Annotated in this window: 15 protein-coding genes; 8 read left to right on the plus strand and 7 right to left on the minus strand. The window is 72.1% G+C overall.

Going from position 1 to position 13,251, the window contains the following annotated elements; translation table 11 throughout:
- Positions 1-83: 83 nt before the first annotated feature.
- The gene (locus GTY47_RS00935; protein ID WP_010039585.1) at positions 84-773 is read left to right on the plus strand and encodes a DUF899 domain-containing protein; all 690 of its coding nucleotides are present in this window, start codon (positions 84-86) and stop codon (positions 771-773) included.
- A gap of 155 nt (positions 774-928) precedes the next feature.
- Entirely contained in the window at positions 929-1,111 is a 183-nt protein-coding gene (locus GTY47_RS00940) for a hypothetical protein (RefSeq protein ID WP_010039591.1), read from the plus strand.
- 9 nt (positions 1,112-1,120) lie between these two features.
- Here the strand turns inward: GTY47_RS00940 and GTY47_RS00945 are convergent, their stop codons facing one another.
- From GTY47_RS00945 to GTY47_RS00955, 3 genes are all read right to left on the minus strand, one after another.
- On the minus strand, positions 1,121-3,001 hold the full coding sequence (locus GTY47_RS00945) for an ABC transporter ATP-binding protein (protein ID WP_086012509.1): 1,881 nt from the start codon (positions 2,999-3,001) through the stop codon (positions 1,121-1,123).
- Positions 3,002-3,373: 372 nt separating this feature from the next.
- A complete protein-coding gene (locus GTY47_RS00950; RefSeq protein ID WP_010039593.1) occupies positions 3,374-3,808 on the minus strand; it encodes a hypothetical protein in 435 nt (144 codons plus the stop codon).
- Entirely contained in the window at positions 3,805-4,467 is a 663-nt protein-coding gene (locus GTY47_RS00955; RefSeq protein ID WP_078602824.1) for an ATP-binding protein, read from the minus strand. Before GTY47_RS00955 ends, GTY47_RS00950 begins: the two co-directional genes overlap by 4 nt.
- Before the next feature lie 246 nt (positions 4,468-4,713).
- On the opposite strand from GTY47_RS00955, the gene GTY47_RS00960 reads away from it, so the two are divergent.
- The 3 genes from GTY47_RS00960 to GTY47_RS00970 all read left to right on the plus strand — a co-directional run bounded on the left by GTY47_RS00960 (position 4,714) and on the right by GTY47_RS00970 (position 6,759).
- Positions 4,714-5,574: a helix-turn-helix transcriptional regulator gene (locus tag GTY47_RS00960; RefSeq protein WP_010039595.1), complete on the plus strand. Its 861-nt coding sequence runs from the start codon at positions 4,714-4,716 to the stop codon at positions 5,572-5,574.
- Positions 5,575-5,829, plus strand: a complete 255-nt coding sequence (locus GTY47_RS00965; protein ID WP_010039596.1) for a DUF397 domain-containing protein — start codon at positions 5,575-5,577, stop codon at positions 5,827-5,829.
- Positions 5,830-5,946: 117 nt separating this feature from the next.
- Entirely contained in the window at positions 5,947-6,759 is an 813-nt protein-coding gene (locus GTY47_RS00970; protein ID WP_010039598.1) for an SAM-dependent methyltransferase, read from the plus strand.
- A gap of 22 nt (positions 6,760-6,781) precedes the next feature.
- On the opposite strand, the gene GTY47_RS00975 is transcribed toward GTY47_RS00970, so the two are convergent.
- Positions 6,782-8,191 (minus strand): PLP-dependent aminotransferase family protein, encoded by a 1,410-nt coding sequence (locus tag GTY47_RS00975; protein ID WP_010039600.1) that lies wholly within the window; start codon positions 8,189-8,191, stop codon positions 6,782-6,784.
- Positions 8,192-8,238: 47 nt separating this feature from the next.
- On the opposite strand from GTY47_RS00975, the gene GTY47_RS00980 reads away from it, so the two are divergent.
- Complete coding sequence (locus GTY47_RS00980) at positions 8,239-8,724, plus strand: carboxymuconolactone decarboxylase family protein (protein ID WP_010039602.1); 486 nt, start codon at positions 8,239-8,241, stop codon at positions 8,722-8,724.
- 32 nt (positions 8,725-8,756) lie between these two features.
- Here GTY47_RS00980 and GTY47_RS00985 read toward each other — a convergent pair whose 3' ends face one another.
- The 3 genes from GTY47_RS00985 to GTY47_RS00995 all read right to left on the minus strand — a co-directional run bounded on the left by GTY47_RS00985 (position 8,757) and on the right by GTY47_RS00995 (position 11,770).
- The gene (locus tag GTY47_RS00985) at positions 8,757-10,247 is read right to left on the minus strand and encodes a glutamate synthase subunit beta (protein ID WP_010039604.1); all 1,491 of its coding nucleotides are present in this window, start codon (positions 10,245-10,247) and stop codon (positions 8,757-8,759) included.
- 119 nt (positions 10,248-10,366) lie between these two features.
- Positions 10,367-10,846: an anthrone oxygenase family protein gene (locus GTY47_RS00990; RefSeq protein ID WP_010039606.1), complete on the minus strand. Its 480-nt coding sequence runs from the start codon at positions 10,844-10,846 to the stop codon at positions 10,367-10,369.
- Positions 10,847-11,047: 201 nt separating this feature from the next.
- On the minus strand, positions 11,048-11,770 hold the full coding sequence (locus tag GTY47_RS00995) for a DUF2293 domain-containing protein (RefSeq protein ID WP_010039608.1): 723 nt from the start codon (positions 11,768-11,770) through the stop codon (positions 11,048-11,050).
- A 154-nt stretch (positions 11,771-11,924) separates the two neighbouring features.
- Here GTY47_RS00995 and GTY47_RS01000 point away from each other — a divergent pair, with 154 nt between their 5' ends.
- Together GTY47_RS01000 and GTY47_RS01005 are read left to right on the plus strand one after the other, a co-directional pair.
- Positions 11,925-12,557: a uridine kinase gene (locus GTY47_RS01000; protein WP_029181146.1), complete on the plus strand. Its 633-nt coding sequence runs from the start codon at positions 11,925-11,927 to the stop codon at positions 12,555-12,557.
- Between the two features lie 129 nt (positions 12,558-12,686).
- Positions 12,687-13,115: a CBS domain-containing protein gene (locus tag GTY47_RS01005; RefSeq protein WP_010039614.1), complete on the plus strand. Its 429-nt coding sequence runs from the start codon at positions 12,687-12,689 to the stop codon at positions 13,113-13,115.
- Positions 13,116-13,251: the final 136 nt, after the last annotated feature.

Genomic DNA, 13,251 nt, shown 5'->3' on the forward strand with positions numbered 1-13,251 from the left:
TCGAGATTTCTTCCCGGGCAGCGATGAGTTCCGCGTCTGCCGCCGGTCACCACCCCGGACGGACCGTTGCCACAGGAGGGCCCATGTCGCTTCCGGAGATCGTCTCGCGCGAGGAGTGGCGCGCGGCGCGCGCTGAACTGCTTCGCAAGGAGAAGGCCGCCACCCGCGCGCGGGACGCACTCAACGCCGAGCGGCGCGGACTGCCGATGGTCGAGGTCGACGAGGAGTACGTGTTCGAGGGCGGGGACGGCAAGGCCACCCTCCTCGACCTGTTCGAGGGCCGGCACCAGCTAGTCGTCTACCACTTCATGTTCGCGCCCGAGTGGGACGCCGGCTGCCGCAGCTGCTCCGGGTTCCTGGACCAAATAGGGCATCTCGCCCATCTCCACGCTCGCGGTACGTCGTTCGCGACCGTGTCCCGTGCGCCGTACCCGAAGATCCTGCCGTTCAAGGCGCGGATGGGCTGGACGGTGCCCTGGTACTCGTCGTACGGCAGCGACTTCAACCATGACTTCGAGGTGACCCTCGAACGCGAGGGCGAGTTCGTCGAGCGCCCTGGCCTCAGCTGCTTCCTGCGGGACCGCGACCGGGTCTTCCACACGTACTCGACGTACGAGCGCGGCCTCGACTGCCTCGGCTCGACCAGCAGCCTGCTGGACCTCACGGCACTGGGCCGACAGGAGGAGTGGGAGGAGCCCAAGGGACGCGCGTCGGCTCTTGGGGCGCCTGCGGGAAGTGAGCGCGTCCGCTATCACGACGAGTACGACGGCTGATACGGAAAGTGAAAAGGTAGACCAAGAGGCTGAGAGTTTGGTCACACTCAGCGGTGAACGAGTGTCAACTACGTCTCAGAACCGTCACTTCGCGAGCCGTTCACCCCATGGTTGGCGTTTAACTCTACGAGTACAGCGCTACATGGAGGTGCAGGGTGAACGGGCGAACGGTGCTCGAACGCTTTCCCGCCGGTGGGCCGCGTGGTTCCTGGCCGGCGGAGGAGTTCGCGCAGGCGCGGCGTAGCGAAGGCCTGCCCGCCGAGGTGGTCATGGATCTCGCCACGGACATGTTCCTGGTGATCGTGCGCAGCGGGGACGTGGCCGACGCCACGGCCTGACGTGTGCCCTCAGCCCGCCTTCGGCGCCGGCACCTTGTCGACCGGTGCGGGTGACGTGGCGAACTGCTCCGCCTGGAGCGAGTACAGCTCGGAGTAGAGACCGCCGGTCGCCAGCAGCTCGTCCGGAGTCCCGGACTCCACGAGCCGGCCCTGGTCCAGGACGTGCACCAGATCCGCGTGGCGTACGGACGCCAGCCGGTGCGTGATCAGTACGACCGTCTGGCCGCTGGCGGCCAGGGCGCGGATCCGCTCGAAGACCTCCAGCTCGGCCCGGGCGTCCAGGGCCGCCGTCGGCTCGTCCACGATCAGGATGCGGCCCCGCCGGTAGGCCGCCCGGGCGATGCCGAGCCGCTGCCACTGGCCGCCCGACAGCTCGTGCCCGCCGCTGAAGTTGCGCGCGAGCAGCGTGTCCAGCCCGCGCGGCAGGTCCGCGATCACCGTCTCGGCCCCGGCCTCGGCGATCGACGCGGCCAGCCGCTGCTCGCACACCGGCGCCGACGTGCGCCCCAGGGCGACGTTCACCCGGGCCGTGAACGGCCACCGCTTGAAGTCCTGCGCCACCATCGCGATCCGCTCGGCCAGCCGGTGCCGGTCGGCGGTCGCCGCGTCCACGCCGTCCCACAGGATCCGCCCCTTCTCCGGGGTGTAGAGCCCGGCGAGCAGCTTGACCAGGGTCGTCTTGCCGGAGCCGTTCTCGCCGACCAGCGCAACGATCCGGCCGAGCGGGAGCGTGAGCGACACGTCGTCGAGGGCGGGGCGGGCCGAGTCGCCCGGGTAACGGAACGTGACGTTCTCGAAGCGGATCTCGCGCGGGTTCTCCGGCAACGGCCGGCCGCCCTCCGGGATGGCCCGCTGTGCCGCCTCCGTGTACAGCCGTTGCAGGTCGCCGACGAAGAGGGCCTCCTCGTGCAGCGCGTTGACCTCCACCACGAGCGTGTCGAGGCTCTGCGAGCCGGTCCGGATCGCGATCACGGCCGTACCCGCCACCGACAGGGCCATCGCGCCTGCCAGCAGCAGCCCGCCGAGTGTCGCGTACGTCGCCACCGTCGCCAGGCCCGTCCACGCCGCCGCGATCAGGCCGGTACGGGCGGCGAGCCGGGCCAGGCGGGCCTGCTCGGCCTCCGCCGTCTCCGACATCGCGCGGAAGTGCCGCAGCAGGAACGCGCCCACGCCGTGCACCCGGATCTCGGGGGCCGCCTCGGGCTCGATCAGCAGATTGCCGAGCAGCCGGCCCGCACGCGCGTGCTGCACCCAGGCGTGGAAGGACTCGTAGCGCCGCCGGGCCACGGTCAGCGCGCTCCAGGCGCTCGGCAGCGTCATCGTCACCAGCAGCGGCAGGAGCGCCGGGTGCAGCACGGTCAGTACACCGGCCGCCGCGACCAGCGAGATCATCGCGTTGATCACGCGGGTTCCGTACATGATCATCCGGCGGGCGGAGGCAGCGCCGTACTGGGCGGTGTCCAGCAGCTTGTGGAAGGCGTGGTCCTCGATCGCGGCCAGCTCGACGGCCGCGGCCCGCTCCAGGTACTGCTCGGTCGCCACCCGCTCCACCTTGGGCTCCAGCCGTCCGGTGGCGTAGGTGCTCGCGGCCCGCAGCAGCGCCGCGAGCAGCATCACGACGGCCACGGTGACCAGCGCCGGGACGGCGCCGCGCAGCCGGTCCTCGATCGCACCGCCACCCATCAGCCGTGCCAGCACGCTGTTGACCGCGAGCAGCGCCACCGCCTGTGCCACGCCCCGGCCCGCCTCGGCGGCCAGCACGACCCGCGCGGCGCCCCGGTCGGCCTGCCGGGCGAGCCGCAGGCTGGACGCCAGCAGGGACGGCAACCGGGTGATCATGGCGCGGAAGTTCAGCTCCAGGAACGCGTCGGCGTGCTGGTTCCAGCCCATGTCGTAGCGCAGCGGTCCGCCGAAGAGCAGCCGCTCCGACTCGGACACCTCCGGCGCGGTCCGCTTCTTCGCCACCGTCGACCGACCTCCCTGCCCGTGTCCCGTTCGTGGACGAACGGTCACTATCGCGGGGGCGGAGCCCGCCCGGGCAGGGCGCAGCCCGCGGCGCCGGAGGCGCGCGGGCGCACGACCCGACGGCGGGAGGCGTGGGACGGCGCGGAGTCGTAGGGGTGGTGCGTAGGCCTCGACGAGCCTTTTTCGACGGGCTCTACGGGCTCTACGGGCTCTGCGGGCTCTGCGGGCTCTGCGGGCTCTACGAGCGCGACGAGTTCTGCGAGCTCTGTGCGTTCTGGAGCTCTGGATCTACGAGTGCTACGCGCTGACCGGCCGCGACCAGGCCGGCGCGGTCCCCGTCACCCGGCACAGGGCCAGATACAGCGGTATCGGCGGGGTGTACGGCAGCGTGCCGTCCGGGCGGTGGATCAGCTCGGGCAGCTCGGGGAGGTCCGGGACGACCGCACCGGTGGCGTAGTGCGCCGGCATCGGCCATTCCAGGGCGTGGTCGGAGTCGGACGGCACCAGCCACCACCAGTGCGTCTCGTCGGCGTAGACGCAGCCCACGCGGGGCAGCCGGGGCATGACCAGCGGGCCGAGACGGGCGGGTACGGCGACGGCGTCGCAGCCGAGCGGGGCGGTCATGCCGTCGGGTACGGGCAGCCGCAGAGTCGGGCCCGCCGTGCGCAGCCCGCGCCGGAGCCGGGCCAGGGTGTCGAGGTTCAGGACGCGGCCACCGCGCCCGGGGCTCATGCCGGCCCCCGCTCTCGGCGTCGCTCCTGTGCGGGGACTTCCTGAGCGCCCTGCGTGTGGCGCGCCGGGTGTGCTCCGTTCCCGTCGCCCGAGTCGTCGGACGGCCCCGGCTTCGGACGGGCGCCCCAGCCCAGGTCGTTCCGGGGCTCCGCCGGGTCGCGCGGGGTGTCGGCCTTGCGCGGCAGCTCGGCCCAGACCAGCAGCCCGGGGCCGTGCTCATGGGCACCCCAGGCGTCGCAGAGGGCGTCGACGAGGAGCAGTCCCCTCCCGTGCTCCTCCTCGGGCCGGGTGCGGCTGGCCGCGTGGGGCTGGCCCGGGGCACAGCCCTCGTCACGCACGGCTATCCGCACCAGGTCGTCGCCGTCGTGCAGCTCGCACACTATGTGCGTGCTCGCCGTGTGCACGATGGCGTTGGTGACCAGCTCGGAAACCACCAGGGCCGCGCTGTCGCACGTGTCCTCGCACACCGACCAACCGGTCAGCCGGGCCCGCGTCAGGCGTCTGGCCCGTGCGGGAGAACCCGGATGTGCGGCCAGCTCGAAACGGAACCGGCGCTCGGCAGCGGCCCCGACGAGGCTCGCTTCCGGGCTGGCACCCAGGCCGGGAGGGCCTGCGGCGGCGTCTGTTCCTAAGGGCGCGGACGGAATCACGCTTGCCACTATCGCCCCGCCGCGAACACTTGGCAAGTGTCACTCTGAAAATTGCAGAGTGCTGTGTGACGGTCTGGAAGGCCGTGGCACACTGCTCGCAACAGCACCCCGCGCGGCGCCAGTTGAGATCGTCGAAGTTCTGTTCGGAACATCTGTTCGGATAGTCGATTCTTCGAAAAGGTCTTCGAATGGCGCCGCCGGGCTGTCAGCGTTCTTTTGTGGCCGACTCGTCAGAACTCTTGGTGGAGGTGGAGCGTGAGCGAACCGCGGTCCGCGCCGACGGTGGGCCAGGTCGTCCTCGGCCGGCGCCTGCTGGACCTGCGGGAACGCGCCGGGATGAAGCGCGAGGAGGCCGCCCGCATCCTCCGTGTCGCCCCCGCCACGGTCCGCCGTATGGAGATGGCCGAGGTCGCGCTCAAAATCCCGTATCTGCAACTGCTCCTGAAGGCCTACGGAATCTCCGACGAGGAGGCCGACGCCTTCGTCCTGCTGGCCGAGGAAGCGAACAAGCCCGGCTGGTGGCAGCGTTTCCACGACATCCTGCCCGGCTGGTTCTCGATGTACGTGAGCCTGGAGGGCGCGGCCGCCGTCATCCGCAGTTACGAGCCCCATTTCGTCCCCGGGTTGTTGCAGACCGAGGACTACGCGCGAGGAGTGCTCCGCTCGGGCGCCATCGGCCAGACCCGGCCCGACGACATCGAGCGCCATGTCGCCCTGCGGATGCAGCGTCAGGAACTGCTCACCCGCGAGGACGCGCCCCGGCTGTGGGTCGTGATGGACGAGACCGCGCTGCGGCGCCCGGTCGGCGGCCCGGAGGTGATGCGTGCCCAGATCGACAGACTGCTCGAGGCCACGACGCTGCCCAACGTGACGTTGCAGGTCGCCCAGTTCGCCAGTGGGCCGCACCCGGGCACGTACGGGCCGTTCGTGCTGTTCCGATTTGCCATGCCCGAACTGCCGGACATGGTCTACAGCGAGTACCTGACCGGCGCGGTCTATCTCGACGCGCGCGCCGAGGTGGCGACCCACCTCGAGGTCATGGACCGCATGGCGGCGCAGGCCGCTACGGCACATCGCACGAAGGAGATCCTCCGGGATCTCCGCAAGGAGCTGTGAATGGATCGCATCAAGCCGCGCAAACACGTCTACAACGGCATGCCCGCGCGTGACTTGGGCAGCGAAGGGTGGCACAAGCCGTGGAGCGGCGGGAACGGCGGGAACTGTCTGGAGGCGATGAAACTCGCCGACGGCAGGATCGCCGTCCGGCAGTCCACCGACCCGGACGGTCCGGCGCTGATCTACACCTCGGACGAGATGACGGCCTTCATCGAGGGGGCGAAGGCGGGGGAGGCGGACTTCCTGCTGTCCTGATGTGATTGCTTTTCTGTCGCTGTCTGTCGCCTGCTGCCGCTGTCTGCCGCGATCTGTCGCTCAACTTCCCTACGCTGGTGCTGAATTGATCACCCTTTGTGTCTCATGGAGTGCCTCATGACCGGGCAGGACCCCACCTCGGCCGTCTCGATCGACACGAGCAGACCGCATCCGGCGCGGATGTACGACTGGTACCTCGGCGGCAAGGACAACTACCCGGTCGACGAGGAGATGGGCCGGCAGATGCTCACCCTCGACCCGAGGGTCCCGGTCATGGCGCGGGTCAACCGCGCGTTCATGCACCGGGCCACGCGCTGGCTGGCCGGGAACGGCGTACGGCAGTTCCTGGACGTCGGCACCGGCATCCCGACCGAGCCCAACCTCCACCAGGTCGCCCAGGAGATCGCCCCCGCCGCCCGGGTCGTCTACTGCGACAACGACCCCATCGTGCTGGCCCACGCGGCGGCCCTGCTGCGCGGCACGGACGAGGGGGCGACGGAGTACCTCCAGGCCGACGTGCGCGACCCGGACGCCATCCTGGAGGGCGCGAGGAAGGTCCTGGACTTCGGCCGGCCCGTCGCACTGTCGCTCATCGCGCTGCTGCACTTCGTCTCCGACGAGGACGGCGCGCACGACCTGGTCCGCCGGCTCCTCGCCGAACTGCCGTCCGGCAGCCACCTGGTCATCACCCACGCCACGGCCGACTTCACACCGGAGGAGTCGAAGGCGGCCACCGAGAAGCTCCGTGCCGCAGGCGTCACCCTGGCCCTGCGCTCCCGCGAGGAGTTCACCCGCTTCTTCGACGGCCTCGACCTCGTCGAGCCCGGCGTCGAGGTGCCCCACCGCTGGCACCAGGAACTGGGCGAGCCCGTACCCGGGCAGGACGACGGGGTGATTCCTGGGTACGGGGCGGTCGCGCGCAAGCCGTGACTGCGCTCGCGCCACGGGCCGGTCACGGCGGCAGTGCACGGCACAGCGCCTCCAGGGCCGGCCCGTACGCATGGTCGGAGGGCGTCGCGTACCCCACGACGAGGCCGTCGCCCGCCGCCGTGTCCGTGTCCGGGTGCCGGAACGCCGCGAGGCCGTCCAGGGCGATGCCCTGCCAGGCGGCGGCCTTGACCGTGGACGCCTCGGTGCCGGGCGGCAGCCGCAGCACCGCGTGCAGCCCGGCCGCGATACCGGTGGCCTCGATGAGCGGCGCGTGTTCGGCGAGCGCCGCGACGAGCCGGTCCCGGCGGCCGCGGTACCGCTGCCGCATACGCCGTACGTGACGGTCGTACGCCCCGGAGACCACGAAGTCCGCGAGGCTCAGCTGGTCGAGGACGCTCGCCCACGCCTCCCGGTCGCCCTTGACGGCCAGTACGGCGTCGACGTACCGCTCGGGGAGCACCATCCAGCCCAGCCGGACCGCCGGCGACAGGCTCTTGCTGACCGAGCCGATGTGGATCACGTGCTCGGGGTCCAGGCCCTGCACCGCGCCGACCGGCTTGCGGTCGTAGCGGAACTCCCCGTCGTAGTCGTCCTCCAGAACCAGCCCGCCACGCACGCGTGCCCAGTCGATCACGGCGGCCCGGCGCGCGGGGTGCAGCGGGCCGCCGGTCGGGAACTGGTGCGCCGGTGTGAGCAGCACGGCACGCTCGCGCCCCAACCGGTCGACCCGGGCGCCGTGTTCGTCGAGGGGGAGCGGCACGGTCCGCACCCCGGCCGCCGCGAGGACCTCCCGGTGGAATCCGAGCCCGTACGCCTCCACCGCCAGGGGCCCGCGCAGGACGCCCCCTCCGAACAGCAGCCGCAGCGCGTGCGCGAAGCCGGAGCAGATCACGATCCTGCCCGGCTCGGTGCGCACGCCACGCGCGCGTGCCAGGTACTCCGTGAGCGCCTCCCGCAGTTCCGGCCGGCCGGCCGGATCGCCCGGGCCGAACACCTCGTTGGGCGCCTGCTGGAGGGCCCTGCGGTAGGAGGTCAGCCAGGCCGTGCGCGGGAACGACGAGGTGTCCGGTGTGCCCTGCGTGAGGTCGTGCCGCGGGCCATGCGCGCGTGCAGGAGCCTTTCGGGGCAGGCGGGCGGCGGGCCGCAGCGGTTCGGCTCGCTCCGCCACCCGCGTGCCCGAGCCCTGACGGGCGGTGAGCCAGCCCTCCGCGACGAGTTCCGCGTAGGCGTCGGCCACGGTGTTCCGGGCGATGTCGAGATCGGCCGCGAGCGAGCGGTACGGCGGCAGCCGGGTGCCCGGAGCGAGCCGTCCGCTGCGGACGGCCTCCCGCAGGGCCCGGATCAGCGCCGCGCGCCGGCCGCCCGGCCCGGTCAGTTCCAGATGCAGGTCGGATCCGATCCGTTCCGCGGAATTGACCCACGAAGTCGCCATGGAAATGCACCCTACAGCGGGTCTTTCCGGCTCGTAGGTTGAGGGACATGACGACGCACACGAGCACGAACAGCACCCAGGTGAAGGCGCCCCGGCTGGAGTTCGCCAAGTCCGCCCCGAAGGCCTTCCGGGCCCTCGTCGCCCTCGACGCCGCCGCCCGCGAGGGCCTCGACCCGGCCCTCGTCGAACTGATCCAGATCCGCGCCTCGCACCTCAACCACTGCGCGTACTGCCTGCACATGCACACCAACGACGCCCGCAAGGCCGGTGAGAGCGAGGACCGGCTGCACATGGTCGCCGTGTGGCGCGAGGCCCGGCACTTCTTCACCGAGCGGGAACAGGCGGCCCTCGCCCTCACGGAGGCGATGACGCTCGTCGCCGACGCGGGTGTCCCGGACGAGGTCTACGCACAGGCCGCGGCCCACTTCGACGAACGGGAACTGGCCCAGGTCCTCGCCCTGATCTGCACGATCAACACCTGGAACCGGGTGGCGCTGTCGACGGGGAAGGTGGCGGGGACGGACGAGCGGTGACGCTCCGGCGCCTCGGGGACGGAGCGGCGTTCCTACACCGCCATCGGCCGGTCGTACGGTCCGATCGGTGACGGAAGCCTCGAACTGCCCGTCAGATGACGGTCGACCGCCGCCGCCACGGCCCGCCCCTCGGCGATCGCCCAGACGATGAGCGACTGGCCCCGGGCGGCGTCCCCCGCCGCGAACACGCCGGGCACGTTCGTGGCGAAACCGGCGTCACGCGCGATCGTGCCGCGGGGCTCCAGTTCCAGCCCCAGCTGGTCGACGAGCCCGTCCTTCCGGTCGGGCCCGGAGAAGCCGAGGGCGAGCAGCACGAGGTCGGCGGGGAGCGTCCGCCCGGTGCCCTCCACCGGGCGGCGCCGCGCGTCCACCTCGACCAGGTGCAGCGACCGCACACGGCCCTCCGCGTCACCGTCGAAGCGCAGTGTGGACGCCGCGAACAGCCGCGCGTCCGCGTCGGCGATCGGAGCCGTCCGCAGGTCACGGGCCTCCTCGTGCGCGCCGGAGAGCCGGTAGACCCGCACCGGATACGTGGGCCAGGGCTCGGTGTCCTCGTCGCGCTCGCTGTTCGGCAGCGCGTAGATGTCCAGCTGGGTCACGGACGCGGCGCCCTCCCGGACGGCTGTGCCCAGGCAGTCGGCCCCGGTGTCGCCGCCGCCGACGATGACGACGTGCTTCCCGGCCGCCGACAGCGGGGACGCCGCCAGGTCGCCCTCGCACACCCGATTGGCCAGCGGGAGATACTCCATCGCCTGGTGAATGCCGATCAGCTCCCGCCCCGGGACATGGAGTTCACGCCAGGCGGTCGCCCCCGTGGCGAGCACCACGGCGTCGTAGCGAGTCCGCAGCTCGTCGGCCCCGATGTCCCGCCCGACCGCCGTCGACGTACGGAACTTGGTCCCCTCGGCCCGCATCTGCTCCAGCCGCCGCTCCAGATGGTGCTTCTCCATCTTGAACGCCGGGATGCCGTACCGCATCAGTCCGCCGAGGCGGTCGTCCCTCTCGTACACGGCGACCGTGTGCCCCGCCCGGGTCAGCTGCTGGGCCGCCGCCAGCCCGGTGGGCCCCGAACCGATCACCGCGACCGTCTTGCCGGACAGCCGCTCCGGCGGCCTCGCCGGCGCGAAGCCCTCCTCCCACGCCCGGTCGGCGATCGCGCACTCGACGTTCTTGATGGTGACGGCCGGCTGGTTGATCGCCAGCACACACCCCGCCTCGCACGGGGCCGGGCACAACCGGCCGGTGAACTCGGGGAAGTTGTTCGTGGCGTGCAGCCGGTCGGCGGCCGCCCGCCAGTCCTCCCTCGACACCAGGTCGTTCCACTCGGGGATCAGGTTGCCCAGCGGGCAGGCCTCGTGGCAGAAGGGGATGCCGCAGTCCATGCAGCGGTCGGCCTGCTTGCTGATGATCGGCAGCAGCGCACCGGGGACATGGATCTCGTCCCAGTCCCGGACCCGCTCCTCGACGGGCCTGCGCGGCCAGTCCTGGCGGGGGGTGGTCATGAAACCCTTGGGGTCGGCCATGGCCGTCTTCCTTGCGTGCGCGTGTGACAGGCCGTGCGTCGTCGGGCGGCACTCCTTCCGGCCACGATACGTCCGCGGCGGCACACCCGCAGGGGACGGGACAGGACCTGCCGGCGCGCTCAGGTGAGTGCCAGCACGTACGCCACAGCCGCCCCTGCCGAGGCGGCTGTGCGGACGTGGTTCCACATCGTCCACTCGCGCACATACGCCGGCCAGTACGCGGCCGCCTCCGAGGTGTCCGGCTCCAGCTTCAGCAGCACGTCGTTGCGCGGCACGTTCGCGACCATGGTGAGCCCGAACGAGCCGAACAGGTACAGCGCGCTGCCCACCAGCAGCTCCACCGTCCCCTCCTCCGGCCACAGCACGAACGTCACCACGGCGATCACCGCGCACAGCACGGCCGACCCGAGGAAGACGGCCATGAAGGGCGGTGTCACCGCGGCCACGTTGATCGCGTTCATCGCGGCGACCCCCTGCGCGGGCGGCAGCGTGGCGAGGCCCCGCATGACGAAGGTCGAGAAGCCGCAGAACACCCCGGCCACCAGGCCGGTCCCGAGCACACCCAGCACCGTCAGCACGAAGTACGGTCCGTCGATCATGTCAGCGTCTCCCGCCCGTCCAGCCGATGATCCTGCCCCGGCACCCTTCCTCACCACAAGTGAAATCCCGTACGAGCACAGTGACCATGGCCGAGCGGCGCGGGGCCATACGCGTCCGTCCACGGCCCACGGGTGAGCCGGCTCAGGGGTCCGGCGAGCGTCACCGTGTGACTGACTGACTGACCGGCCGACCTGCCCGGGTCACCCGGCGGAACCGAGCCCCGCCTCGGTCCACCCCCTCAGCACCGTCTCCACCGTCGCCGCGATCCGCCGCCGCGCCTCGTGCCGCGGCACGCCGCTCATCAGCAGCCGGTCGTACGGCGTGTCCAGGTGCCGTACGGACGCCACGACCGCCGAGGTCACCGCCATGTCCGTCAGCGCCCGCCCGGCCGCACTGCGGCCCACCCGCCCGCTGCCCCGCTCCGAGGAGTGCGCGGCGATGGCCCGCGCACGATCGGCCGGACAGCCCGGAAACAGCCGCCGTATCTCCGCCGCGAACGCCTCGGCGAACAAGGCATCCTGAGCAGCTCGCCGCCGCGCGTCCCGCACCCGGCGCCGCCGACGGGCCTCGGCGTCCGCCAGGCACCGCTCCTCTGCCCTCGCGAGCGCCGCCTCCTCCACCAGCACGCCCTGCCGCTCGTAGCGGCTCTTGCGCCGGTTGAACCGCACGACCACCGCCGACAGCGCGCTCTCCTCCCGCGATCTGCGCGTCAGGGCGGTGTCGCCACGGGGCAGGAACACCAGATGCCCGAGGTCGGCACAGTCGAGGCAGCGCGGGGCAGCGTCCTCCAGGACGAGCAGCGGCAGCGGCCCTCGCCGGCACTCGGCGCAGTGCCGCCGCTTGAGGGGCTGGAAGACGAGAAGTCCGGTGGGGGTGTGGGGCGGGAGCGTCGCGCGCGGGGCCATACGGCGTTCCGGGACCATACGGGGTTCATTCCCGCTGACGCGGCGCGCACTGCATCCGCCGGAGGGGACCCCGGCGATCGCGGCGCCTCTCGTTCTGCCACCCCCGCCCCGGTGCCCCGCCGCGCTCGCGGGTCCGACACGTCCTGCCACGGTCTGGCGCATCATGGGCCGTGTGCGACTCGAAGCGATCACCTGGGACCGGCTCGGCGACACGCTCGCCGAGCGCCTGCTCGACCTGAAGCCCGCCGACGGCAGTCCCTGGCCGCGCATCGCCTTCGACGGCGCCCCGGCCGCGCGTCCGGGAGACCTCGCCCGGCGGGTCTCCGAGGCACTGCGCATACGCGGCCGCTCCTCGCTCGTCGTGGGCACGGAGGGCTTTCTGCGCCCCGCCTCCGTGCGGCTGGAGTACGGCCACCGGGACGTCGAGTCCTACTACAGCGGCTGGTACGACACCCACGCCCTGTGGCGCGAGGTGTTCGGCCCCCTCGATGCCGGCGGCGACGGCCGCGTCCTGCCCGACCTGTGGGACCCGGACGCCGACCGGGCCACCCGCAGCCCCTACGTCCAACTCCCGCCCGGCGGCGTGCTGTTGCTGCACGGGCCCTTCCTCCTCCGGCACTGGTTCCCCTTCGATCTGAGCGTTCACGTCCTGCTCTCCCCGGGCGCCCTGCGCCGCCGCACGCCCGAGGCCGAGCACTGGACCCTGCCGGCCTTCGAGCGCTACGAGCAGGAGACCGACCCGGCGGGCACGGCCGACGTCCTGGTACGGGCCGATGATCCCCGTCATCCGGCGTGGGGCGGCTGAGCCGTTGTCCGGTCGGCCCGGGGGCGCTGTTCCATGTGCGGGCGCCGGGTGACGCGGCGAGAATGAAGGGCGCCGGGACTCGCGGTGCCTCCCGCGCCGCGCCGGCCGTCCGGCACCGGGAGGTACCCCATGACCACCGCCGGAGACATCATGCACCGCGGCGCCCAGTGGATCCCCGCCCACGAAACCCTCGACCGCGCCGCCCAGCTCATGCGCGAACTGAACGTCGGCGCCCTGCCCATCAGCGACGAGAACGAACGGCTCTGCGGCATCCTCACCGACCGCGACATCGTCGTCGGCTGCGTCGCCATGGGACACGACCCCGCCAAGGTCACCGCGGGCGAGATGGCCAAGGGCACGCCTCGCTGGATCGACGCGGACGCCGATGTCGGCGAGGTCCTCCACGAGATGCAGGAGCACCAGATCCGCCGGCTGCCCGTCATCCGGGACAAGCGCCTGGTCGGCATGATCAGCGAAGCCGACCTGGCCCGGCACCTGGCGGGCGACCAGATCGCCTCCTGGGCCGAGAGCGTCTACGCCAGGACCACGCCGCGCTGACCGCACCTCACCCCGTCACGACTCCGCAGGTCACGGCCCGCGTCAGAGCCAGCCGGTGCGCCGGAACCCCCGGTACAGCGTCAGGCACGCGACGGATATGACGCCGATGACCATGCCGTAGCCGTATCGCCAGTGC

Source organism: Streptomyces sp. SID5464 (assembly GCF_009862985.1).
In the GTDB taxonomy this organism is placed as follows: domain Bacteria; phylum Actinomycetota; class Actinomycetes; order Streptomycetales; family Streptomycetaceae; genus Streptomyces; species Streptomyces chartreusis_D.